General features: G+C 49.4%; 16 protein-coding genes. 11 read left to right on the plus strand and 5 right to left on the minus strand.

The genetic code is table 11. The features are described 5' to 3' along the window. Nucleotides 1-74: 74 nt before the first annotated feature. Together MKO97_RS05660 and MKO97_RS05665 are read right to left on the minus strand one after the other, a co-directional pair. Nucleotides 75-281, minus strand: a complete 207-nt coding sequence (locus MKO97_RS05660) for a hypothetical protein (protein ID WP_241105092.1) — start codon at nucleotides 279-281, stop codon at nucleotides 75-77. Between the two features lie 521 nt (nucleotides 282-802). Next, nucleotides 803-1,567: a response regulator transcription factor gene (locus tag MKO97_RS05665; protein WP_241105093.1), complete on the minus strand. Its 765-nt coding sequence runs from the start codon at nucleotides 1,565-1,567 to the stop codon at nucleotides 803-805. Between the two features lie 571 nt (nucleotides 1,568-2,138). Here MKO97_RS05665 and MKO97_RS05670 point away from each other — a divergent pair. The 11 genes from MKO97_RS05670 (at nucleotide 2,139) to MKO97_RS05720 (ending at nucleotide 22,334) form a co-directional block, all read left to right on the plus strand. Continuing rightward, a complete protein-coding gene (locus tag MKO97_RS05670) occupies nucleotides 2,139-4,643 on the plus strand; it encodes a cation-translocating P-type ATPase (protein WP_241105094.1) in 2,505 nt (834 codons plus the stop codon). 58 nt (nucleotides 4,644-4,701) lie between these two features. Beyond that, nucleotides 4,702-4,956 (plus strand): T9SS sorting signal type C domain-containing protein, encoded by a 255-nt coding sequence (locus tag MKO97_RS05675; protein WP_241105095.1) that lies wholly within the window; start codon nucleotides 4,702-4,704, stop codon nucleotides 4,954-4,956. 328 nt (nucleotides 4,957-5,284) lie between these two features. Continuing rightward, nucleotides 5,285-6,325 (plus strand): hypothetical protein, encoded by a 1,041-nt coding sequence (locus tag MKO97_RS05680; protein WP_241105096.1) that lies wholly within the window; start codon nucleotides 5,285-5,287, stop codon nucleotides 6,323-6,325. A 256-nt stretch (nucleotides 6,326-6,581) separates the two neighbouring features. Further along, nucleotides 6,582-9,524, plus strand: coding sequence for a T9SS sorting signal type C domain-containing protein (locus tag MKO97_RS05685; protein WP_241105097.1), 2,943 nt, complete (start codon nucleotides 6,582-6,584; stop codon nucleotides 9,522-9,524). A 1,300-nt stretch (nucleotides 9,525-10,824) separates the two neighbouring features. Continuing rightward, entirely contained in the window at nucleotides 10,825-14,646 is a 3,822-nt protein-coding gene (locus MKO97_RS05690; RefSeq protein ID WP_241105098.1) for a hypothetical protein, read from the plus strand. 20 nt (nucleotides 14,647-14,666) lie between these two features. Continuing rightward, nucleotides 14,667-15,863: a hypothetical protein gene (locus tag MKO97_RS05695; RefSeq protein WP_241105099.1), complete on the plus strand. Its 1,197-nt coding sequence runs from the start codon at nucleotides 14,667-14,669 to the stop codon at nucleotides 15,861-15,863. 54 nt (nucleotides 15,864-15,917) lie between these two features. Further along, on the plus strand, nucleotides 15,918-18,446 hold the full coding sequence (locus tag MKO97_RS05700) for a M43 family zinc metalloprotease (RefSeq protein WP_241105100.1): 2,529 nt from the start codon (nucleotides 15,918-15,920) through the stop codon (nucleotides 18,444-18,446). Nucleotides 18,447-18,950: 504 nt separating this feature from the next. Continuing rightward, nucleotides 18,951-19,289 carry a nucleotide pyrophosphohydrolase gene (locus MKO97_RS05705; protein WP_241105101.1) on the plus strand — a complete coding sequence of 113 codons (339 nt, stop codon included), beginning with the start codon at nucleotides 18,951-18,953 and terminating at the stop codon, nucleotides 19,287-19,289. Continuing rightward, nucleotides 19,286-21,151 (plus strand): DUF2075 domain-containing protein, encoded by a 1,866-nt coding sequence (locus MKO97_RS05710; protein WP_241105102.1) that lies wholly within the window; start codon nucleotides 19,286-19,288, stop codon nucleotides 21,149-21,151. The genes MKO97_RS05705 and MKO97_RS05710 overlap by 4 nt, the downstream gene beginning before the upstream one ends. Before the next feature lie 419 nt (nucleotides 21,152-21,570). Then, nucleotides 21,571-22,161: a hypothetical protein gene (locus MKO97_RS05715; protein ID WP_241105103.1), complete on the plus strand. Its 591-nt coding sequence runs from the start codon at nucleotides 21,571-21,573 to the stop codon at nucleotides 22,159-22,161. Between the two features lie 11 nt (nucleotides 22,162-22,172). After that, nucleotides 22,173-22,334, plus strand: a complete 162-nt coding sequence (locus MKO97_RS05720; protein WP_241105104.1) for a hypothetical protein — start codon at nucleotides 22,173-22,175, stop codon at nucleotides 22,332-22,334. 373 nt (nucleotides 22,335-22,707) lie between these two features. On the opposite strand, the gene MKO97_RS05725 is transcribed toward MKO97_RS05720, so the two are convergent. From MKO97_RS05725 to MKO97_RS05735, 3 genes are all read right to left on the minus strand, one after another. Next, the gene (locus MKO97_RS05725; protein ID WP_241105105.1) at nucleotides 22,708-24,891 is read right to left on the minus strand and encodes a hypothetical protein; all 2,184 of its coding nucleotides are present in this window, start codon (nucleotides 24,889-24,891) and stop codon (nucleotides 22,708-22,710) included. A gap of 1 nt (nucleotide 24,892) precedes the next feature. Continuing rightward, nucleotides 24,893-25,303 carry a T9SS type A sorting domain-containing protein gene (locus MKO97_RS05730; protein ID WP_241105106.1) on the minus strand — a complete coding sequence of 137 codons (411 nt, stop codon included), beginning with the start codon at nucleotides 25,301-25,303 and terminating at the stop codon, nucleotides 24,893-24,895. A 487-nt stretch (nucleotides 25,304-25,790) separates the two neighbouring features. Next, nucleotides 25,791-26,516 (minus strand): bacteriorhodopsin-like, encoded by a 726-nt coding sequence (locus MKO97_RS05735; protein WP_241105107.1) that lies wholly within the window; start codon nucleotides 26,514-26,516, stop codon nucleotides 25,791-25,793. Between the last annotated feature and the right edge of the window lie 92 nt (nucleotides 26,517-26,608).

The following is a 26,608-nucleotide window of genomic DNA, read 5'->3' on the forward strand; positions in this document are numbered from 1 at the left end:
GATCAGACGGGGCGTGCCGCTGCGGTCCTTTTGCAACGCAAAAATAGAAGTCATACTTAGAGGCAGGGACGCTGTTACCGGACGCTGTGCGCTTTTATCCGAAGGCCAAATAGCGAAGCCAGTACTAACAGCAAAAGCATATGTCTATCGAGAGGCACAGGCGGCGCGGTCTGTACATTAACGGGTGTAGGTTCGAATACCAGGTAAAGGATACCGATAGACGAGAGGATGCCGAATATGACGATGAAAATAGCGATAAGGGTCCGGGGAGGAATTTTCATGATGACGCACGTAGGGGTTTCAAACCGGAAAAGTACCATAGCCCCACCATACGACGTGACCTAAAACCGTCGAAATGTGCTAAAAATAGATAAAATTGCACCTGATCCCCGACGTGATGGGCAGGCGATTCGCATAAAAATGAAAGGCACTGACCCCCAACGTCAATGCCTTTCGGAAAGCAGTCAGGCGTCTGCGGCACCTGTTGCCTTATCCATTTAAGAATACGTATAAACGAGAAGTCGCACAATGGAGAAAACGGCTTCTTGCTGAAACAACGAGTCCGGCCCTGAAACGTATAACTCGCGCACCATGATGTAGGTAAGGATAGACCTCCTTCGCTAAAATATAACTACGTAAGGAGAAGACAAGGAGGAAGGGTTGGGCATGGGATTGTCGTTGGTTTCAGTTGCAAAGCTATCCGCTTCCCGATGTTTTTGGTGCCGGAAAAGAACGTCTCCTGCGGAAAATAGACATTAGTTGCAGTGGAAACGATAGAGGGGTCTATCGGAAGGCTGCGGTACTATTCCGGAAGGTAGCGGCGCTGCACCTCCTGCCATTTCCGGAAGGCCTGTGGCGTCTTGCCTGTGGCGCGTTTGAAGAGCGCGCAGAAGTTGCTGTGGCTCTTGAAGCCGACATCAAACGAGATCTGTACGATCGGAATATCCGTTTCGGTCAGCAGCGTCTTTGCCTTATCGATTTTCTTTTCGATGATGTATTGGTAGGGTGTCATCCCTACATATTTGGTAAACATCCGGTTGTAGTGCTGCGACTCCCATCGGGTTTGTGCCGCGAGGTCTGTTATCTTGATGCGCTCGGTGATGTTCTCATTGATGTAGCGGATCGACTGTTTCAGGATGAAGGGAATATCGTCGGTAATCTCCTTGTCCTGCCGCATGACATCGATATGCCGATGCCGGAAATTGTTTAACACGATGGAAACCGTCGTAATCAGGTCGGCGCGTTTGAACGGTTTGACGATATAACCATACGGACGGGTTTCGGAGGCCCGTTCGAGCGTGGTTTTGTCGGAGTAGGACGTAATGTAAAGAAACGGAACCGTATCGTCTTGTAACAGGAAGGTACCCAGGTCGATGCCGTCTTTGGCCTGTTTGAGGTTGATGTCGATCAGCACCAAAGCCGGTTTGCTCTCGCGGATGGCGGCAATGGCATCGTCGACGCTGGTGATGTTGATCCGCGCCTCATACCCTTCTTCCTCCAGGATTTCCTTGATGTCAAGGGCGATGATGAGTTCATCTTCGACTATGAGAACCAATGGTCGTGCCATTTGTCAAGGGGTTTTAAAAAAGTGCTGTAGCCAAAGATACGTCTACTGTAGGGTCGCTTACATCAAATTAGGACGCGACTTGTTAAATATAGATAAAATGTGTCAATTTTTTGGCGTAGTGGTTAGATAGTAGCCAACGCGAGCCGGGTGATATAGGGTAAATCGCCAGCAAATAAGGGGCTTGTGTGGGCCCGTTTTCCCTTAAACGCAGCGGTGCTCAGGGTGTTTATTTAAGTAGGAATAGGAGTTAGGAAGCAGGAGCTAGGGTTAGTCAGTGATAAGGTTAGGGATTTGGAGGAAGTGTCAGGTTCTTGATGTAATACACTCAGGCGCTCACGGACTCAGGGACTCAGAGACTCAGACTCATGGCACCAGCGGACGGAGGTACCTACAGGGAGAGAAATAGCAGCGTTTCCTCAAAAGTACTGCCGTCTGTCACGTATAACGTCGTTCCATGATCTTATAGCTGGATTTGTGTGGTATCTTTGTCCGAACAGGTGGAGGACTGTCCTTTTCTGTGAAGGGAACGTAAAGGTTCGGTTGGCAATCCCGTAAGGGTAAATACTACATTATGACCCACCAGAATTACCATGTTGAAGGCCTGAGCGAGGCCGAGGTACACGCAGCCCGGACGAAATACGGACGGAATGAAATGGAGTTCCGGGCGCAGAGCGAGTTGTGGCTGGCCATCAAACGGACGGCTACCGAGCCAATGATGGTGCTGCTTCTGGTGGCGGCTGCGATTTATTTTGTAAGTGGGAAAACGGGCGACGGCCTTTTCCTGTGTGGTGCCATCGCCTTCCAGACGTCGTTATCCCTTTATCAATATTCAAGAAGTAAGAACGCGCTCGAAAAGCTCAAAGCCCTTACCCAACCCAAATGCAAGGTGGTGCGCGGCGGCCTCGTGGTGGAGGTCGACACCGCCGATGTGGTGGTGGGTGACAGCCTGATGGTGGAAGAAGGTGCGGCGATTGTGGCCGACGGCGTTATTACCCATTCCAACGACTTTTCGGTGAACGAATCCGTGCTGACAGGCGAGTCAATGCCCGTGGCGAAAAGCCCTCATTCGGAGGATAACCGCATTTACAAAGGGACAACAGTTTTGGGTGGTCTTGCGATTGCAACCGTTACCGCGGTGGGGAATGCCTCCCGGTTGGGGCGCATCGGCACCAGTATGGACGCCATTACGGAGGAGAAAACGCCGCTTGAACTACAGATCGGTCATTTCGTGCGCAACATGGCACTGGCCGGTACGGCGGTGTTCGTGCTTGTTTGGGTACTCAACTACCTCCAAAACCGCGATCTTTTGTCGAGTTTGCTACAATCACTGACGCTGGCGCTAAGCATCCTGCCAGAAGAAATTCCGGTGGCCTTTACGACGTTTATGGCGCTCGGTGCATGGCGACTCATGAAGATGGGCATCGTAGTCAAGCAAATGAAAACGGTGGAGGCATTGGGAAGCGCGACGGTTATCTGTACGGACAAGACCGGTACCATCACGGAAAACCGGATGAGCCTCGCGCGCCTGTTTACCTTACCCAACACCATCACCCCCGCGGATACCTCACTTTCGAAGTCGGAAAAACAATTGGTGCGCCTGGCAATGTGGGCCAGTGAACCCATCGCCTTTGATCCGATGGAGAAAGCGCTGCACCAAAAGTATGGCACCCTGTTTCCTTCGGATGAACGGCCTTCTTTTTCGCTGGTTCACGAGTATCCTTTAAGTGGCAAGCCGCCGATGATGACACACGTCTTTGAAAACGCAAAGGGTGTGCGGATCATCGCCGCCAAAGGGGCGCCCGAAGCGTTGATTGCCGTGTGTGGGCTGTCGGAAGAAGAGAAAAAGGCCGTGCACGACGCGGTGCATGCGCTGGCCGCCGACGGACTCCGTATCCTGGGGGTCGGCACGTCGGATTTTGCCGGAATGGATTTCCCGGAACGCCAACAGCAGCTTCCGTTTCGTTTTTTAGGATTGGTCGCGTTTTATGATCCACCGAAAGCGAATATCCAGAACGTACTGGAGGATTTTTATACGGCCGGCATCGCCGTAAAGATCATCACCGGTGACAACGAGGCGACTACCAAAGCCATCGCACGGCAGATTGGTTTTGTGGGATGTGAGAAGAGCATCAGCGGCGATGACTTCATGCGACTCACGCCAGCGGAACGACTGCCCAGTGTGATGGAGCATCATCTCTTCACACGGATGTATCCGGAAGCGAAACTGGCGGTCATCGAGGCCCTCAAGGCGCAACAGCAGATCGTGGCCATGACCGGCGACGGGGTAAACGATGGTCCGGCCCTGAAAGCCGCACATATCGGTATTGCCATGGGAAGCTCGGGCACGGCGCTGGCCCAGAAGGCGGCTTCGCTGGTCTTGCAGGAAGACGATCTTTCGAAGATGGTCGATGCGATCGCCATGGGCCGGAAGATCTATGCGAACCTGAAGAAGGCGATACAGTATATCATTTCCATCCACATTCCTATTATTCTTACGGTCTTTATCCCGTTGGTACTGGGTTGGCTGTATCCGCATCTTTTCTCGCCTTTGCATATCATTTTCCTCGAGGTCATCATGGGGCCGACCTGTTCCATCATCTACGAAAATGAACCACTTGAGCCGAACGCCATGCAGCAGAAACCGCGGCCGTTCACGACCACTTTTTTCAAGGGGCGGGAGTTGTCGACCAGTATCGTGCAGGGACTCGTCATTACACTGGCCACCTTGTCGATGTACCAGTTTGCGGTGCACCAACACTATAGCGAAGCGCTGACCCGTACGCTGGTGTTCGTCGTGCTGATCTCCGCCAACAGTACCCTGACGCTGGTAAACCGGTCGTTTTATTACTCGGTGCTGACCACCACCCGCTATCGCAACCCCATGGTGCCGGGCATCATTGCGCTCACCACTGCACTCGTAGACCTGTTGGTTTTTGTGCCACCCCTGACCCGCTTTTTTGAGTTTGAAACGCCTGGATGGACGATGTTGGCGCTTTCTGTCGGCCTGGGAATCGTCTCCGCGATGTGGTACGAGGTCGTGAAATGGGTACGTAGGCGAAAGCACACCCGGTTGTAGTGGCAGGGTTGATTCCATCCGTACCCCAAAAAATGAATTACCAGATGTAGTTGACCTGTTGTCAGTTCCGGCTTTTGAATCCCACTCGCTGGTAGTCTATAAAGACACTGACGCGGTATTGACGCTCGATGCCGATGCTTCTTTGATAAACACGGTTCGGATCTTCGATAGTCGTGGGCGTTTGGTGTATACCCAACCGAACCTAAACACTACGGTCACGAAATTACGCGACCTGAAACCCGCAGCCCAGGTGTTGTTGGTGCAGATTACGTCGAACGATGGCAGGGTGGTGACGAAGAAAGTCGCGTACTAAAGTTGCGGTTTTGCCATACGAAAGCCTTCTGGAAACAGGGGGCTTTCCTATTTGCGGTTTGTCGGGACGCCGTGATGTCACGCAGGTTGGCCTCATGCACGTACGGTGCGTGCCAACGCTACACGCATCAATTGGCAAACGCAATAGATTTAAAATACATAAAGGCGTATTTTTCTGAAAATCTGACAACTAGATGTAAAAACAGGTATTTATACCTGGTTGGGAAACGTCTTTATCACCCTATCTTCGCTTCCGGCACCTCCCGCTATTTTGGAACGATCCATTTAACCGGTGCACGTACCGCATTGCCTAACCTAACCACGCTATCATGCCTTTTTCCCACCTACCACACGATGCCCGCAAGAGGCGTCCTTACAGAAATTGGCGTCGATACGCCTTATTTTTGACCGCCTTTATCTCACTCAACCTGTTCTTTGTATACGGTTGCGTGACGCTCCGAAAGAGCCCCGACCCGGTTGTTTCAGATCGCGACGGGGATGGCGTGGCAGACCAGCAGGATGCCTGTCCGGATCAGGCGGGAACGCTCGAAATGATGGGGTGTGCCGATAGCCACGGAGACGGCATATCGGTCCCCAAAGACCGACGCCCTGATGTGCTCGGGTCGGTGGGTGGTTCAAACGGCGACAGTCAAGGGGAGAGTCCTGACATAGACAGTGTGCGGGAAGTAGGTAGCGGCAGCAGCCGTAACGGTTCCGGCACCCCCGCTGTGCGATCGGGGTCGGTCCAACCCTCTACGGTGAAACCGGCAGCTCCCACCTCTGTCCAGTCGGCACAGCCCGGGACGCCGTCGGAAAGCGTCGAAGGTAAGTTGGTGTATTTTTGTCCGCATAGCATGATTGAAGGCCAGCAAAGCGTAATCAGCGTCATGATCACCAAAGAGGAACTCCAAAAAGCGATTCGTCGTTTTAACAAGCATTTATCAGGTGCTATGGAAAAGGAGAAACGTCAGTCAGGCGACGTGAAAACCGGCGATGTTCGTATTTCCAGAAGAATGTTCGTGACATTAGGAAGCGGGGGTGATAAGTTCGCCATCATTGTAGAGCCGCAATCAGACACGCTAGTGTTTGACGGGAAGAAGGACATGCACTGGACCTGGTATGTAGAGCCGAAGGCCGTTGGAAAAATGACCATTTCTATTCTGGTTTATGGTTGTGACGACGAGAAAGGGCCATGGGAGGAAGCATCCGGCCCCATCAAATTGCAAACCGAGGTGTATGTCGACGGTCGCAGTTACTTTGCCAAGTTATGGGCGTTCCTGAATAAGAATCCCGAATGGGCCTTTACCCAAATCATTTTTCCGGTTGCCGCCTTTTATGCCGGTCGACGAAAGAAGGGGGCTGCTGCTTAGTTAGTCGCAGTCGGAGAAGTAGGCAGTTGGCAGTGGGCAGTAGGCAGTAGGCAGTAGGCAGTAGGCAGTTGGCAGTAGGCCGTTGGCAGTCTCAGTTACTCAGTTACTCAGTTACTCAGTTACTCAGTTGCTCAGTTACTCAGTTGCTCAGTTCCTCAGTCCCTCAAGCCTTCCCCCTTTTCTCCCACCCTACCGTTTCGCCCTTTGCGGAAATTATGTATTTTTACCCCCCACAAACACATAAGAGTCAAAGGGTATGGTGTCTTTACGTTTTCGCGGGCTGTTGCTTTTTCTGTGGCTGCTGGCTTCTTTCTCATCATTCGGTCAAACGTATAGCACGGGTGTCGGTTCCTGGACGAATGTCTGGGCAGCGAGTTCGGGTGCTTTTACGATTACAGATGGAATCGGGTTGTTTTCTTCCGGGGGTATCACCAACGGGGAGCTTCGCGGGCGGTTTATCCATACCGCAGGCGATTTGGGCCCGGGAACGAATACGACGCTGAACCCCGGACAAAAGTTGGTTATTACCATCGCGGGTGCCACTACGGGTTCGCGCAGCGGCATCGTAACGGATGGCATCATCGGTGTGTCTTTCCGGACCACGAATAACCTTTTTGACGGCGGGAGTACACTCGACCAACGCTATGCCAATAACGCAGTGACCCGTATCGAGTTTCGCGGGGGCGATAACAACGCACGCTATAACACGGCCAACGGTTTCATATACGGCAACATGCCGAATTTCACGACGTTCAAGAGCGGTGTAACGTATGAGTTAGAGGTGATTTCCGATAAGGAATTCAACCTGGTCATCGGCGGCACGCGCAACAATATCGAGCCAATGGCCAATGGCGGCGGGGCCATCCGGCAGATACAGCTCCGGAACAGCGGAGCCAATATGGACGGACGTTTCACGGGGCTTTCGGTGGCGAATATCCCGATCAATGTGACGGCGAATGCGTCTGAGACGTATACCGTGACCGGGGTGATTTCCAACAACGGCGCGATTGCCAATACCTTACAGAAAAACGGGGTAGGCACCGTAATCCTGACAGGCGCCAATACCTTCACTGGACTCACCACTGTCAATTCCGGTACTTTACAACTGAACCGCACAGGCGGAGGCACGCTCCCATCGACGGCCGACGTTACCATGACGGCCGGCACGCTACGTATTTCATCCAACCAGACACTGAATAATGTGACGATAGGATCGTTCGGTTCGCTGGTGGTAGATGCCGGGGTGACACTTACCGTCAATGGTACGCTATCCTTCGAAGAGGGGTTTGGGACGATTACGGTTGATGGTGCGATCGCCTACGGGGCGTCGGGAAGTCTCCGGTATGCCAATGGCTGTATAGTAGGTGAGGAGTGGCCCACGACGAACCCGCCATTGAACGTTTCGGTAGACCTGACCGGATTCGTAACGGTAACCACACCGCGTACCTTGCGCGGCGACCTTACCAGCGCTGGTTTCCTGGTGCTTGAAGCGCCCGTGACGCGGCAAACAGTTGGAGGTACGCTAAGCGTACCGGGCTTTCTGTCGGTAGGCCCGGGAGCGGATATTCCCGACAGTTTCACTACGTACGAATTCAGCACCAGTGAGATTGCACTGAACGGTTCCCAACCCATTAAGACCTGGGGCGGGTCGGCCTATTATATTCTTCGCCTTAACGGCGGCACCCATCATGTAGTAGACGACATCACGGCATCCTTCCTTGAAAACTATAGTTCATTGGTTATCGATTCCGGAAAGGATGTACGGCTTTTCCAACTCATTAATATGCGCCCGTTGACGGTGGCAAACGATGCCAATCTTATCTATGCCAGCTACAGTTATTACACCAGCGATGATGTAACACCGGTTCCGCCGGTCACCGTATTGCGCAACGCGTCGATGTGGCGGCAGGATTATGTGTATTGGTCGTCGCCGGTCAAAGAACAAAACCTGAAGGCATTTTCACCCAATACGCTCGATAACCGCTTCTATGTGCTGGACGAGCCGACGAATGCGTTTAAGGCGGTGTTCACGGCATCGGGATTGAACCAGCCGACGGCTACTTACGACTTCGTTCCGGGTAAGGGTTATATGGTGCGGGCGCCGAATGATTTTGCGAACCCGGGCACGCTGCCGCAGGCGCCGGTTTTCAATGGCATATTCTCGGGGCCTCCGAACTATGGTACCCTGAACGTGCCGGTGACGCAATCGGGTCCGACGAAAGGCTACAATTTAATCGGTAACCCGTATTCGTCTACCATTGATGCCGATGCTACGGATGGTTTCCTTTCGGTCAATCCTGGTACGCTCTACTTTTGGGGGCACTACAGCCAGGCACCTGGCGCCAGCAACTACGCGATGTATAACGCGCTGGGCGGTACGGCGGCCTATCCCGGAGGGCCCGTTCCGAATGGTACGATACAAACCGGACAGGGCTTCCTGTTCCATAACACCTCAGGCCTGACTCAGGTGCAGTTTACCTATGCGATGCAGACGGGCAATAACGACGGGCAGTTTTTCCGCAGTTTCGAAGGCGATCGCAGCCGCTTTTGGCTGAACCTTTCGATGGGTGATACGCCGGCTAACCAGATTATGGTGGGTTATGTGCCAGAGGGTACGATGGGTGAGGATCCTTCGTTAGATGGGCCATTATCAGTTACCGGCCATGCCATTGGCACGTTGATTGGCACGGAACGTTATGGCATCCAGGCGCGTCCGGCGTTTGATGTGACGGATGTGGTTCCGATGAGTCTTCATGCGGAAGCCGCTGGTACGTTTCGGATATCATTGGATCATGTTGACGGTCTTTTCGAAGAGGACCAGGCTATTTTCCTGAAGGACAACCTTACGGGTGTGGTAACGAATCTCAAGGAAGCCTCGTATAGTTTTGCCACGGAAGCAGGCGACTTCAATGATCGTCTGCAACTACAATATGTGAATACGACCTTATCGACACCTGATTTCACCGCGAACACGGTCTACATCTACAAGAACGAAGACAAGATATTGACTGTTAATGTGGGACTAGCGGAGATAGGGAGTATAAAAGTCTTCGACATCCGTGGACGTCTGGTCTACACCAAAGACGCTATCCACTCGTACGTAGCACAACTCGACGACCTGAAGGCAGCGCAACAGGTAGTGTTGGTGCAGATTACCTCGACCGATGGGGAGGTAGTGACGAAGAAGGTGGTGTATTAGAAGTGGTTGGTGGTTGGTAGTCGGTGGTCAGTAGTCGGTAGTCAGTAGTCAGTAGTCGGTAGTTGGTTGTTGGTTGTTGGTTGTTGGACGCTCAGTCTCAGAAGTGGTCGGTGTTTGGTAGTTGGAAATGGGTTGTTGGACGCTCAGGGATTAAGGCGCTCAGGTGCTCAGGGACTAAGGGACTCAAGCGCTCACGCAGGTCCCTCGCTTTGCTCGGGATGACGGCGCGAGCTTTCTAAATTTAGATTTCTCGGCTGCGCTCGAAATCGGAGGTACCAATCGTTTTTCTTTGAGTAGGATGGGTTCGCTTTGGCATCAAAGGCAATGTAAATGATGAGTAAGAAGTAGTTAGTAGGCAGTCTCAGTTACTCAGTTACTCAGTTACTCAGTTGCTCAGTTGCTCACACGGTGTAGGTCCCTCGCTTTGCTCGGGATGACGGCGACGGCTTTCTAAATTTAGATTTCTCGGCTGCGCTCGAAATCGGGGTGGTTGGTGTGAAGGGCTATTTTAGGGGCGACGAAGCCTCCAATTTTGGTAAACGGTTTTAATACACTCGTGATACTCTATCCATACAGTATCCATACAGTATCCATACAGTATCTATACAGTATCTATACAATATCCAGTAACTTGTCGCGTCCTAAAATAGCTATACAGATTACTAAATAAATCCTGTTTTAGTTATACAGATGTAGTTCGTACCCCTACATCCGGTATACAGAGGCTTTTGCTTGGGTTTTGTTGTTGATAGTGGGATGCTCAGGCGCTCAGGGACTGAGGTGCTCAAGGACTCAGTTCCGTGTGCATTTCATTCCACCACCATTGTCTTCCCGACGCAGGAGGGATCCCATTCGGTTGGCAGTCGCAGTCGCAGGAGTAGGCAGTAGGCAGTGGGCAGTTATTGGTAGTTGGTAAATGGTTGTTGGACGCTCAGGGATTAAGGCGCTCAGGTGCTCAGTTACCGGTGCATTCATTCCGCCCCAATTGTCTTCCCGACGCAGGAGGGATTTCCTTCCGTTGGCAGTCGCGGTCTCACGAGTAGTCAAGTATCAACCATATTTTCTTCCTCTGTAAAAACAGGTATTTCTACTTGTTAAGGTGTACTTAAAATCAGTTTAATTTGTAGTTTACCAGTTCGTTACGCTCATGTGAGCCCTGTGACCTGGTGGCACGGCTGGTTTAGTTTTGGCTGGATCGTGAGGCATTTTGTATCGGGAACTTTTGGCGTCGATGTGTTGCGGGTTAGCGTCAGATTGCCTAGAGAGGATATTGATTAATTGGAAAATTTTGTTATACGTTATGGATAACAACGCAGTAAAAAAGACTCATTTCCAGGCCGGTCGGCTCCACGCAGAATCCTACCGCAATTTTAAAAAGATACTCGAGTCGGAAGAGAAGGCGGAAGAACTTGCGGAAAAGCTTGTCGGTCTCATAATCAAAAAGCTTCCTCAAAAAAAAGATATTACACTACTTAGTTGCAGGCCCTATGCAAACCTGGTGTTAAGTAAAACGGCCTTTAAACTTAATAGGCTGTGGCGGTTAGAGGACTCGCCATCTGTAGAAGTGAATTACGCCATTGAAACATCCAAAGCGGATGAAGAGCAGGCCCGTTTTCAGTTCGAACCGAGTTTTCGTTCCCATATCCTGATTATCCTGCCTGTGGGGTCGACTTTCTCCGTATACCACCAGCTGAAAAGTAAGGTCGGGCGTTACATAAAAGCAAATAGTCCTTCGTCCCAGCTCCTGCCGGAATCCTTTACGCTTTTTTTGCTGGAGTCAGAACAAGATAACTCCCTGCTTTCCGCGTATCGCAAGAAGGTTACAGATCACGTTAAAATTCAATGTATAGAGGGATCCGCCGAGAAGTCTTATTTCCTGGAAACGTTTGTATGCGAGGTTTTCCCGGAAAATGAGTGCCCCTTATGTTTTCCGGAAAAGGCGAGCAGTGAGCGCTATCTCTTTCCCGTGTCGCAGGGAACCGGAACGCCTATGTTGGTGGTCTCTCCGGTCGCGTTCGACGATAACAATGTTTATGAGAATGAAGAGGGGCGCAAATTCTATGACGTGCTAAAAATCGATGAAAGTGGCGTCGGAGCGCACGTCTTCGGCAATATGGGAATTGGCCAAAGCCGCTACATACATTACATTAAGACGGACCTTTTCTATCAACAAAATAAAGGGAAAGTAATAGAGCTATTTGGCGATGAAATCGCTAAAATACCTAAAGAATACAAGTCGATTTTGATTATAACCAACGGTAGGGAACGAAGCGCACCGGTCATTGAAGATCTGCTTGCTGACGGACATTTTTTGAATAGGAAAGTTACGCTTATTACCTACCAGCCGCTCAACGAGCCTATAGAGAATCTCAAGGAGTATTTTACTAAAGGGCCTGATGGCGAAAAGGAGGATTCGAACCAGCATTACGTCATCTACTACACAGACGCTTTGTCTGAAGGTGTGGAGTATCGTGAGATGGAATTCGTACTACAACAAATCCGGGGTCGGACAGAAGCCGGTATTGATCGGTTGTTTACCTTAATCGACCGCACCAATCGGTATACCGAAGCCAAAATCTGGCAGGCCCGTGGAAGAAGAAAAAGTGTGGAGGTGAAAGTTGAAAAATCGAAAAAGACACAAATCGTTCCACAAAATGACATTGTGGCCTTCTTTAAGCTCAATGTTGAGCTTGTTGCCAGTTCGCGTCTAGGAAATCCGATTGAGGAACGTCGTGTTACCCTTGGGAAGATGCTCGAAAAATGTCACTTGGATGCCCTGAGAACCTACGTCGCGGGTGAGGTCGAACAATGCAAGGTGCGTTCGCTTGAGGAAACCGAAAATGCCGCACAGTCGGATAAAAATGAGTATGACTTTTTGCAGGGCCGGTTTTCAAAAAGGCACTGGAACCTGTTGAAGTTGTTTCTCTTTCATACTATTGGTGGCAGACCAAAACAAACGATCAGCATTGACTGGATCCTCGGCAAGGAAAACACAACAAGACGCGCGCAACAGTTCTTTTTCTCAAATAAACTGATTCAGGAAAACGACTCTCCACATCCGTCGCATGTGCAACTCGTTGAGGATACCTTCGTGAAAATACTTTCGAGGGCGCCTTTCCGGAATTACGAGAATATCTACGGGCAGATTTTCGGCTACAATTTGCAACAACTCGATGCGTTGATGGAAATTATCAAAAGTAGCGGTCTCACCTATGATCGTTTCAGGAGACTGAAGTTTTTGATCAGACGGACGGTTGAACTGCATTCGAACTTCGTACTGTCAAAACCGTTCCTTCTTTTTTTGAAAGATGACTTTATCGACAAACTGGGCGGCCTTTTACATACGTCTTCGGAGTTTGAAGCGAAGGACGTCAGGAAGTTTAGCTATTACCTGCTCTACTGCATAAAGGAGGCGCTTGAAGGCGATGTTGCCAAGGCTATCCCATTTGAGGGCTACCTGAGGGACATAGATTCAGAAAAGAATGGAACCCACGAATTAAAGGATTTGGTACGGGATCCGTTCTTGATTTACTGCATCCTTTTTAAAATTGAAAATATCCTGCCGTTACGACGCCTTTCCAACCACATTGCAAGGCAGGCCGACACTGCGGCGTCAGGTGCTATTGGCGACATAGCGGACTACATCTATCAGAAGTATCTGGCAGACGAATGGTTCGAGGCGTCCTTTCCACTTTCTCATTCGCGCGCGCATGAACTGGCTTTGTTGTTTCTCCGACAGTCCCAATTTTTCAGTGATCCGGTCAAATTTGAAGAAATACGAAGGGCGACCGCTAAGATGCTCGCCACTTCCTATTTCCTTACACAAGTGTCGGAGCGCGAACTGGATCAAAATCCGGCACAGTCGCGTGTAGGGGATTATGAGTCAAATTCTATCAGGAAACAGGTACGGAATGTCATGTCATCGATACTTAGTGTATTCCAAACGGGAGGGGATGGCGCCGCGTTGGGATATGCCCTTTTTGTAGAATATGGAGGTAAAGAAACTACAAAAAAAGAGATTTGGCCGGTGTATCCTAACGACGGGGTATTCGACGATATTCGCCCGCCCGAGGGTGGATTGATCGACCTGATGTTTGACGGCGTTTGGCAAGGCGCGGATGATTATAGTGTGCAGACCTTGTTGCCTGTATTACGAACCGGAGATAAAAAAGACTTATTCATAACGACCCAGCCCGGAAATACGTTCTACCGGAAACATGCGGGAAACAACATAAACGTTGAACACGCCTTTCAAAAAGACAGTATGGAGATTGACCTCTTCGAAGACGCAAATATGTTGTTGTATTTCCGTTTGTCGGAGGTAAAGACAGTCGAAAATGCGTCGGAAAGAGCGACGGCTGTTTTGGTAATCTACTCAACGGAGTTACCTACGGTTGATGGTTTCCGACAATTCATGAACGTCGAAAAAGTGCGGTTGCTATTTCTGCTTCGGGACGATTTGTTGGCCTATCTAAATCGGAAAATCAAGAACGATGCATTTGTGGAACTCATCCACAACGAGGCGTTAAACAGTACTTCTTCCGCCCTGACACATGGGATCAGCCATTATCTGCACGTCATGAAAAGCATGACCGAGCCAAATCCTGATTATTTACGTGCGGCCGACATTATAATTGACGCCATCCGCGGCCAGATCAGGGCCATCGGCGCGCCCAGGGAAGACCATAAACCGCGGAATGTGCCGGTCTATGCCGACGATCTAAGGGAGCATTTTATAGATTTCGTAACGTTTATCTGCAAAGAGATACGTTTGGGAGGAAAGATAATCCTTCATCCAGAACTCAAGCTCGAAGTATTCCCCCGCACGCTATATGAAGACCTGTTTAATGTAGTGATACCGGAATTGATACTGAATATGAAAAAGTACCACCCAATACCTGAAAAAGGGAAATTCCTTTTTAAGATCATATCAGACAAGGACACTATTACATTCATTAACCAAACCTACCCCGGACTACGTGAAAAACGAGATTTGGTACAAAAAAACCATGGCCTTTCAATGTGCAATAAAATACTCGAGAGGCTGGGATTGCCCCGTGCCCGGATTGAAGAAGGAAACGAACGGTTCACAGTGACAATTACACTGAAAAATTGCGGATAGTGAAAAGAACAAAGATCTAGGTGAAAAAGATGGAAATAATTAAGAGAAAGAGCGTACTATACATCGAGGATAATCAGCATGATTTCAAAACCCTCAAGAGAGAGGTGGAGGAGAATTTCAGCTTGTTAGATATAAAAGTGCGGCCCGACTATTGGCAATCTAAAGGCGATGAATTCAGTATGAGCAAGATACTCAAGGACATTCTTGCTGGTAACGCCAATGATCTTCTGCCGGAAATAGCATCTGCCGATATCATCATAATCGATAATTGTCTTAGAGATTATTCTGATAATACGGGAATTAGTCTGATCAACTCACTTCATAAGCGTGCCCAAGCCCACGGAGAGGAACTTAACCTGGTTTTGTTGACCAACGATGACGACCGTAATCCAGACCTTGACGAGGTTCGGGACAAGTGTCTGGTGCTCCATAAATACCGCTCGCAGTCAACAGACACCTTGTTACAATTTATTGCCTCGCGCACCGGCAAAAACCGTAAACTAACGCATCAAAAAAGTGTTAGGAGTAAATGGGATTTGTTTTGGGGCAAACGAAGATGGCAGGAAGCCTTTGCTGATGGCCTCGGTTATCTTATTATGGCCCTGACCGTGTTCGCCTTTTTGTTCGGCACGTGCAAAACGGTAGGGTACCTTTGGGGTGCCTTTCAATCCAGTTCCCATTACGAAAAATCTGCCATCGTGGTTACTGCAAGCAAGTCGTCGCCGGAGATGAAAACGGTAACAGTGCCCCCGGGGGATTCATTGAAAATCAACTTAAAAGGAAAAGAGACCTTGATGATACAGGCGGGGGGTGCGCCTGAGGAAACGTCGAAGCCATCCGACCCGGATTACCTCAAACTCGCGGAGCATATTTTCCTGACATTCCTGCCGTTTTTCATCCTGTTCAGTTTTCTCGGATATTATAACGCCTACCTGAAAAACCTCTGGCTTGGCGCCAATATGTCGAAGACCGACCAAAGCCATGCGACCCGTACACTGAAATTTTCGAAAGCACTTTTTGCTTCTTCCATTATTGCGACGGTGATTATACATACGATCGAGGAAATCACAAAAGAGCAGCGTTCGGTCATCGCACTGTCAGCTTATGGGGTGTTGCTGTTAATCCTGATTGGGTATTATGTATTTCTTGAACGGGAAAGTGAGGGGCATGGTACCCATGGGGATCCGCCTCCGCGCGACGGTCATCAAACGCACTGATTATGCATTTTACTTAGGTGGCGCCCTCTGGCGTCTGCCACTAAATACGCTGATATGAAACGACTCTTTTTATTCGCGGCGTTGGCGGGGATGGTTTCCTGTCGCACCGTCTACGAAACGGTGCAACTGCCCGGAGCCGACACCGTACTGGATAGTGACCAGATTATTACGATTCCGGTGATTGTGCATGTTCTTTGTGAAGACCCGACGACGGTTAATGCAGTCAACATTAACGCCATGGTAGCGACTTTGTCGAGTGATTTTGCCGGCACCAACACATCCTTTCCACGGGCCGCGGGTACCAATCCTGCTTGGGTTCCAGATAACAGTAATATCAGGTTTACGCTGGCCACGGTCTTGCCCGATGGTACTCCCACCAATGGAATCATCGTGAAGCAGACCCGTACGCGCGTATTTCGCTACCAGCAACGCAAACCTTTTGCCGAAAGTAAGCTGATCGAGCCGTATCGTTACCTGAATGTCTATGTATGCCGCACCAATACGGGTGCTTTCACGCCCAGTGAGGCGGGGAATCATGGGGTGGTAATTGATCCGGATTTAGCGAACGGCACCTCGCATACGCTGACCCATGAGGCGGGCCATTGGCTGGGACTTCGGCATATCTTTGAAGGTGGCCGAAACGGAGACGATGGGATTGCCGATACGCCGACACAGAAGAAAAATCTGGGGAAGGCGCTTTCCTATCCGTATCAGCAATGGGGACACGATATCATGGTCACGAATTTTATGGGATACAATGCAAGCCGGGATTTCTTTTCCGCGGATCAAATTAGAGCCATGCGGCAATTTGCCTTGCGCTATATGCCGCTCACCTTGACGGCCCGGCCGGCTCTTGAGACGATTGATATTTCAGAACCAATTGCGCTAAATGCCATGATGTCGGCCCTTGATGTGAGTTATGTTTTTCCGTGTAGCACTGTGTCGGGAATGAACAATCGGATACTGGATAAAGCGCGTGTGGCGCGAACCAGTAAGTTCAATCAAAGTCCTGCCAGCGGCACGAATGGGTTTAACTGGGAGAGTGCGGTCGTTAACGAGTTATCGCGGGTGATCGCCGATCGTTTTGAGCACGAATTATTACATCAGGCGATACGTATTTTTTTTCGGGATGTAATCGAACCAGGTGCGGATGACGGAGAGAGAATCCTGAATGCAGATTCTTTTTTTGCATTGTTTCCCAAATCCACCGAATACATCCGGGAATTGTATACATCAGGAGATTCGTACACGGGCCTGGATATGGTGTCGTTGCAGCTTTTGATTCGCGAGGATCTTGCGAATTTACCGGATATGTTTCGCCGTAGCCCGGAATTGGTTTTCCATCAACTGAACCAGTATCCGATGGCACTTGATTTATTTGGGATCGCCGATGACGTATATACGTCAGCGTCGCGCGGTGCGCCACTTCCCGATGTAATCAACCGGATCGCAGCACGTTCGTATGCTTCCGCGGAAATGCGCGAGATTACCGGTGTGTTGGCTGCTGTTTCGAATGCCTTGCGGGCACCAGACGGAGGTGAATCGGTATGGTTGGATCCCGCTGTCTACCTCAATCCCGCCCAGGTTGCGACGGATGCCTTTGTATGCCAGTTCTATCAAAGGCTTGAGGGTGCTTTGGCGATGTACCCTACGCTTACGGCCTATATCAACGCCGGCCCTGGTACGCCAGCCGAGAAAATGTATGAGTTGCTTACGCTGGGACGCGATTTGAATGACGCGTACGAGTATGCTGCAGCCCGCAATTTCAAACTACTTACTTTTGCCGACCAGGTGGCCTATGTCAGGAAGATCAACGGGGCCCTGAACCGATTACTTTCCGTATTTTTCCACGACTCGGCATTACGCGTCCACTATCACATTACTGACAGAATTCTACAGATGTGTGATACCTACACCCATGTGACGGAAGCCCTTGTGCAAAAAAACTATCCTGCGGCGGTTTTGACGATTGTCCGGAGCTTCGGCCCATATCTGGGCGAATCGGACATGAAGAACGATCTGCTGTTAGTGGCGGCGCAACTTGCTTCCGATAACAATGGTGACCAGTTACGGCAAATCTTACGGTCTTATATAGAACCAATCGGCACGTCGACACAAAAACGGAATGATGCATTCCATCTTTCCATCAATGCCTATGCAGGCTTGCAGGCGGGACAGGAACAGGTGCGTGGTGTTGAGCAGGCGAATTCAGGTTTTGCGGGAGTCACTGCCCCGATTGGCATCGCGCTCTCGTTTTGGCCACACAGGACGGGTTCCTGGACGGTGTTTCTTGAGGCCTTAGATCTTGGAAGCCTTGTGAATGTGCGGCTCAAGAATGATGATGCCGAATATGCCGATCTTCGATTCGAGCACTTTCTGTCGCCAGGGGCGGGCGTTTTCTATAACCTGAAACATGTTCCGGTCAGTTTTGGGATTCGCTATCAATACCTGAGCAACCTTCGGGATATTACGTATACGGATGGCACGGTGTCCGTTACGGAGACCGGCCGCGATGTGAGTCGGCTGAGCATGTCGGTCTTGTATGACATTCCGTTGTTTCGGCTTTCCCGAAAGAAGAAGTAGGTAGTAGCCATTGGAAAGACGTAAAACAATGGGTTGTTGTGGTTCAGTCTGCAAGCTCATGATCCTTCGTTCCGTTATGCGTTTCATTACGATTTTCATACTACGTTAGCATTGAATCGCAGCAGGATTCGAACCTGCGACCGCCTGCTTAGAAGGCAGGTGGTCATTTTCAACCTCGCTAAAAAAGGGTTTAGATAATGGTTGACAAATATCCGAATCGAATTTGCCGACCTTTACTGCGGAAACTTTCCCACGGAGCAATCGTGTTTGTGCTTTAGAACGTGTCGAGGTGATTTGTGAAATTTTTGCGTCAACGTTATGGCTGGCGACTCAGAAGGCGCAAATTTATACGTTCCGAATTTAGAAGGATAACAGATAAGCTTAGACTGTTTGAATTTATCGCTTGTCTTCAAAAAATAGTTATTTTAGCCTAAGCCCTTGACGAAAGGTTTTGTTGTGAATTGAGTATTTTACGTATCATTTCTTTGATTAGCAGAGTTCACTATGGATAAATACAGAAAAGTCATTGATACTTTGCATCAGTTTCGTGATGAGCGCGACTGGGCTCAATTCCACGATTCCAAAAACCTCGCCCTGGCCATTTCCATTGAAGCTGCTGAACTCAATGAACTTTTCCTGTGGAAAAAAGGCGATGAAGTTGAGCAGGTCAACCCGGACAAGCTGAAAGAAGAACTGGCTGATGTGCTGGCGTTTTCGTTTTTACTGGCGGAAAAGCACGGACTGGATATCTTCGAAATTGTATTGGAGAAGGTAAAACAAAACGATCAAAAGTACCCCGTAGAAAAGGCGAGGGGAACGGCCAGGAAGTACGATGAACTATGATTGTATATCAGGCTACTAAAGCAAAGTTTACCGAGGATGTTATTGCTAATCGAATTGATGAGGAAATTTACCATTATTTTCGCGTCACTTTGTTCAGTGAGACTACGGCAGCCGAGGTGAGGTCATGGCGGAATTCCATGATGTATATGTGCAACGTGTTAAACACTCCTGATATACCCGATAGCGCAGGCGTTGCCATCGAGTATCGAATATCCCAAACGTCAAAACGGATTGACTTTTTGTTGACGGGTAAGGACGAAGTGGGTTCAAGTCAGGTGATACTGATTGAACTAAAGCAGTGGGAAAAGGCCGAACTAACGGACAAAGACGGAGTAGTAAAGACGTCGTTTCAAGGAGGTAAAGCAGAGACCGCTCATCCGTCTTATCAAGTATGGTCGTATGCGGCGTTACTTAACGGATTCAATGAGGCTATATACACGCAAAACATTGTCTTAAATCCTTGTGCATACCTTCATAATTATACCTCCGATGGCGTAATCGATCATCCTTTTTACCAGCCGTATATAGAAAAGGCTCCCTTATTTTTAAGGCAGGACGCAGAACGTTTGCGTGATTTCATTATGAAATTTGTGCGTTATGGGGACGATAAAGATATCATCCTCCAAATAGAGCACGGCAGAATACGCCCCTCAAAATACCTTGCCGACAGTCTTTCGTCCATGCTGAAAGGAAACAGGGAGTTCATCATGATAGACGACCAGAAAGTTGTTTTCGAGAACGCCGTAGTCATGGCGCAACGGGCGGATAGTGGTCGTAAACAGGTTCTGATTGTTGAGGGAGGCCCGGGAACCGGAAAGTCTGTCGTAGCTATCAATCTTTTGGTGGCGCTTACTAAAAAAGGGTTTTTAGCGCAATATGTCACAAAAAATTCTGCCCCCCGAACGGTCTATGAAACCAAATTAAAAGGAGAAGTCCGTAAGACGGTTATTTCCAATTTGTTTACCGGTTCTGGAGCCTTCACAAATGCCATAGCCGATGAGTACGACGCATTAATTGTTGACGAAGCCCATCGACTCAATGAAAAGTCGGGCATGTTCATGAACCTTGGAGACAATCAGGTTAGGGAAATCATTCACGCGTCAAAGTTCAGTATTTTCTTCATTGATGAGAATCAAAAAGTGGCCCTTCACGATATTGGGACAATTGATGAAATCTCCAAGCACGCTAAACAAATAGGTGCTGAGATCACGAAATTGGCACTTTCGTCGCAGTTTCGTTGTAATGGCTCAGATGGGTACCTGGCCTGGCTTGACAACGCTCTACAGATTCGGGCGACGGCCAATGATACTCTTGAAGACCTTGATTACGATTTTCGGATTTTTGACAGTCCGGCCGAAATGCGCGATTTAATTTTTAAGAAGAATAAGATCAGCAACCGCGCGCGTTTAGTCGCAGGATACTGTTGGCCATGGCTCAGCAAGAGAGACAAGAAGGCATACGATATTGAGTTTCCTGAGTACGATTTTCATATGAAATGGAACCTTGCAGATGATGGTATGAACTGGATCATACAGCCAGACTCGGTGAATGAAATCGGATGTATCCACACGTGCCAAGGATTGGAGGTTGATTACATCGGAGTTATTATCGGGCAGGATATGGTTGTTCGTGACGGTCGGATTGTGACCGATGCATATGCCCGAGATGTCAATGATAAGACTGTTAGAGGGTTTAAAAAAATGAGGAAGGAGGATGTGGATGGTACCGACAAACTTACAGACCAGATCATCAAAAACACCTATCGTACGTTGATGACACGCGGAATGAAGGGTTGTTATGTATATTGTCAGGATCGAGAGTTGCAGGCACATTTGCAGCGTCTTGTTAAAAATGTAAGATGAATTAAAGATGCGTGCTTGCATCAAGAGAGAGCCTAAGTTTTAGATACCCCTTTGACTTTTGATTTTAATGATTTGTTCTCTAAATCAGGGCTATTTAATTATGGCGGCCAACTTGGTATCATTAATTTAAAAGCAGGAATATAATGGCATGGTACAAATAATTTATGAATTCACCGCCGACGAATCATTGCAGACTATGTAGAAAAGTGGGAGCTATTTCCGTAGCGTAAGGCGGATAGTACTCTGGCCGAACAGGTCAGGTTGCGGAGCACGCTGTCGGGGTAACGGTAGTCGTATTTATTTGAAAAAGTGGACGAAGAACACATTCGGTGCGTTAGTAGGGCTACGAGGTGTAAAAACAGGTATTTCTACGTGGTCATACTGCGGTTGTTTTTCCCATTTTTGGAGAAACAAACGTCATGCCACTATTACAAGATGTAATCCCAAAACCGACCGCTCCTTTTGACGCACTTTTTGAACAGGAGATTGATTTGTATTCGAAACGTATCAGGTGTTCTGAGCTGTATCCGCCGGACTACGAAACAAAGAAAATCACCGACCCGCAGGTTTTAGACATCATCGATGGGCTCAATGAAAGGGAAGGGCCTTGCCTGTATTGGTTTGAGGCCGACAGTCCGGGTATTGCACGCGAATTATTAGACGCTATGGAGAAAAGCAGACGGTTTTTCGCTCAGCCTGACCAGGCAATTCGCGTATTTCCGGCCACCAATCGGAATGCGGTTTTGGCGCCTGAAAGCCAAGTGTTGTATGTCGGAAAGCGTAATTACGGGTTTGGCAAACGAAAAAACCTAAGCCATGCATCGGGTAGAATGGCGATTCATTTCGGGCACTATCATGTTGGTACGACACAGGGGCTTCATCTCGCACATTGGGCGAAGTACGATTTGACGCTACATGTGATGTTTTTGCCTACAGAAGCGACGGTATACCTGCCGTTACTAGAGAAGGAACTCGCGAAGAAACTAAAGCCCCTTTGTGGCAGACACTAAAAAATACCCCTATGATCCACGGACGCTTCTGCTTCACCCGCACCCAAAACGGGAATCTTTTGGGAGAATACTCCAACCAAATGTCGCAGTTCAATGCAGCGGAATGTGCCGAGTTGCTGGAGGGGCCGGACAAGGAGGCACCGCCGTTTGCCGGAACCTATCGAAGCGCCTAGCTGGAAAGGGATGGGCCGGATGAGATGACGTTGCGAATTGCGACGAGACCCACCGAGCGGGGCACGATTTACACGCTCACCTGGGCTCGGGGCACAGAAGTGGTTTTTTATGGCGAGGCGTTTGTATTCGGAGAGATCCTGGTGGGTAACTACTGGGATACAGATGTTGATACCAGACTCCGCCTCGAAGCGAGAAGCTGGTAAACAAGTGAAAGAACCTCCCGTTCAGCCGTACACCCATACCCCGAAACCCGTGACACTTCCCCTTCCACTCGATTCGTCTTATTAGCATTAATGGCAAGAGTGTGACCTCTCAGCTTTTCTTCTTTTGCTACTTATTGACCCTTCTCAGGCTCTCCCAAAAACGTTCTGATTAGTAGGTACCTACTAACTGGTAACAGGCGCGTTCGGTATTATTAGCACCATCGAGTTTCATGAACAAGGCTGCTTTTCCATGTTTCAGGATGAACTGGGAAGGCCCTCCGAAATAGAGGTTTCGGCCATAGAGTTCGTTGACGGGATCCCAACTTTCGAACAGCAGGTCCATATCTTCTGCGCGGATGAAAATCGTTTCCCCCGCGGCAATCGATGAGTTGAAACGCATGATGGTTTTCCTGTTTCCCTTTACAACAACGGTGCGTTTCGCCCCCAGATCAAGTCCGTTTTGCGTGGTGCCGAGATGCCATACATCTACAGGTGCCGCCTGCACGATTTGGGTGATGCCGTAGGTTTCACTCTGTCGGATATTCTGGAAGGAGTTATAACGTGCGTTGATGACATTGTTTTCGCCGATTCCCATGATAAACAGTTCTCCGGCATCTTTCGCCATCGGATCGGTGACACAAGTGTAATTCCGTTCGATGGTGACGTGTGAATCGAGCACCGAAATGCAGCGCCCCTGTCCGTAGGGTAGCATCGCGCCCAGCAATGAGCCAAGTCCGCCTGCGTTCGCAAAGCGGCTGTTGAGGACGTTGATGCCTTTGGAGTTTTGGATGTCGACCGCGATTTCCGTGCTTTCGATCCAGTTGCCGTCGATGGTGATGTTTTCAGAATTTTTAATCTTAAATCCATACTGCACGTGTCCGCCCGTAGCACAATTCAGGAACGTGATCACGCTCGGAATCGCAGGGTTATACCCACGGGCCTCAATCAGGATGTTCACTCCAGGGTCACATTGCGTGAGTTGGGTATCAGGGTTATAGACGTACGGAATTTCAAATGTGCAGTTCTGAAAGGTCGTTGTGTTGAAAGTGCCGGTGATTTTCAAACAATTCGCATCGGGAGAGGTCCGGACGATCCATATTTGCTCGAATAACATATACTGGTTGTCCAAGGCCGCCGGATTAGTCTCTGCCCACTCGCCGCCTTCGAGCCATATGCCGTGCCCGTTGGAACTGAAAATCTTGATATTTTTAAAGGTGCAGCCCCAAAGGCCGCCCCCCAGTGTAGTATCACCATTTTTGAAGGCCGCTTTGAAATGGAATCCGCCGACATGGGTGGGTTTTTTTCGGGAACCGCCCAAATCCATCTGGAGGTTTTCAACATACAGCCGGCTGATGGGTCCGGGAGGTATTTCGAACATATAATCATAATCGTGATCGAAAGCCACGGTGAACAGGGTGCCGGGACTCCCTTCTATATGTACCTCCGTTTTCAATTGGATGGGTGCATCGATATAGTACTGGCCATCGGGAAACTTAAGGGTGAGGTCGCCCCGCTCGTCTGAATAGTGTGGCGGGTGTGCGTCGCCCAACGGATCGGCAATATAGTTACGACTGTCGGCGATGAAATCGATAGCCGCCTGTATGCGTGATGTATTCGAGATTGTGGTGTAGGGGGTCGTATAGACGTCGGGGTATTTCATGATTCCGAAGTACATGGCATTGATGGGTCCGTCCCAAAGGCGTACCCAGCGCCCAGGTTGGTGCGGATCACCACCGGCGTGCGCATCACCTGGATTGGGTTGTATGTAGATGCCGCCATTATCCGGCATATTTTGGGTATCGGAGTATAGAAAATAGCCACCACCGCCGTCGCCTGATTTATAATAGCCTTCTACAAACAGTAATTTTCCCGGTGTCAGGTCGGTGTAGAGACGTAAGTCTTCGTAGACGGTTTTGATGCGTTCGATGGAATTGGCGGGGACCGTCAGGGTATTTTTTGCATATAGGGCATACGGGACGCTGACGAGTTGTGTGGGACTGCCAACGGTAGCGAATGTTGTGCCGTTCGCGAGGTCTTGTTCGAGTTTGAGGTATTTAGGTCCGGATCCCCATGTGATGTCAGCAAATACCTCGGATCCGGTGGGTGTACCATTGCCTATAAACAGGTTGTATCCTCCTACCGCATCAGTAGTAGGATGATGGATTTCCTGATAGATGACGCTCCCCGATGAGGAACCGTCAAGCACAGACAACCGGATGGCAATCGTTGTCGATGTCACCGGATTTTGGCTGGCGTCTACTGCTACGGCCCGGAAGCTGACGAGTTCAGGTGGCACCTGTGCGAAAGCGAAAACGGAAAGGAAGACAAAAAACGAAGTAAGGAACTGTCTCATGTTACGGCTTGATTAGTTTGATGGTTTTGGTTTCGGGACGATCGGTTATCAGTAGGTACGTGCCGGGGCTGAGTTGGCCCAACGGGATTTTTTTTCCATTTTCAAAGGGAAAGGACAGCAACAAGCGGCCATCCAGGCTCACGATGTTGATTCGCTTTAGGGGATAAGAAGACTGAAGCGTGACCGAGTCTGAAAATGGGTTGGGGTATACGGTGAATTTCGAATCGGTTGTGACATCGTTATTCTTTCGCGGCGAGGAAACCGAAGGCATAATCACAATCTCGCCAATACCACACGAGATATTAGCTGACAGGGCGCCGGAATTAATGAACTCTTCCCTTCGCAAGGGTGTTTGTGCTGCGGTGCCCGCGACTACACCGAAGAGTAAGAAGGCGAGTATTTTTCTGTTCATGGTTAGGGAGTAGGTCTTTGGAATTGCGATAGGTCTGGTGGGGCGTTACCCTTACGTTGCCACACTACAGGTCTAAACGGAACAGGTGGTAATAGGAATAACGTACTGCTAATATAGCAAAAAAATAAGTTGCTTGTTTTTTTCAGGTCGGAAAATGGGTGATGGGAGTGTAGGAGCCCCTGAGCAACGGAGTAACTGAGTAACTGAGTAACTGAGAAGTGAGTAACTGAGAAGTGAGCAACTGAGTAACTGAGACTGCCAACTAACGACTATCTACACCTGCCACTGAGACTGCGACTGCCGACTGGATGGGATCCCTCCTGCGTCGGGCTGACAAAACGCGCGTTGTAATGCCGATAAGTTGTCGATTGGAAGCATCACTGCCTACTCCTGCGACTGTGACTGTGACTGCGACTGCTTCCCGCTCCTTGCTCCTAATAAAAAAACCGGGCTGTTTCCAACCCGGTTTTTCACTACAACAACAACCTTAGTCTTTCTGCGATTTGACCGCGAGGGTGTAGATCACCAGGCCAAACCCGATTTTGTTGATGGCGTCGGCGATGTTATACGCTACATCCACATTCCCTTTTCCGAGGATACCGGTATACCAGCCGTCGGTGCCGAGCATGTAGCCGAGTGGGTAGATGGCCCATCCCACGAGTACGAACCAGCACAGGATTTTGTGCGCGGCCAATACGTTACCACCTGCGGCCTGTGCGAGTTTAGAGGCTGAGCCGAGCCAGATTTCATACACGATGGCAAAATACGCGATACCCGAAACGAGGCCCCATAGCCAGGCATTTGCCGGATCCACTGCTTCTCCGAAATAGCCGGTGATGAGCATGATGACCGAATAGAAGATCATTTTCCACAACAAGCCCTGCTTGGCGCCGGCCACTTTCAGGATGAGGTAGAACTCAAGGCACATCAACGGCACGGTCAGGATCCAGTCGACATAGCGGAAGAACGTGGGCGATTCCTGGAACGCGGCCCAGTAATCGCGCATGTAATAATAGTGAACGGCAGCAATAAACGTAATCAATCCCGAAACCAAAACCGAAGTGCGCCACTTCTTATCGAATTGGTTAAGAGACAGGAAAAAGAAAGCGGATGCCGCCATCATGGCCATGCACCCTACAAAAAAGGTGAATCCGATGTAATCTGTTGGTAGCAGTTTCGACACGGTCATCGGAATAGTTGTTAAATGAATCATGTGACAAAGTTTTAAGGGTTACTAATTTTGTTTAGGTAAAATTACGAAATCGTTAAACACTAAATACTTTTTGTTTAACTTTTTTTCGATTA

The organism is Flavobacterium sp. HJ-32-4, from assembly GCF_022532105.1.
Lineage (GTDB): Bacteria > Bacteroidota > Bacteroidia > Flavobacteriales > Flavobacteriaceae > Flavobacterium.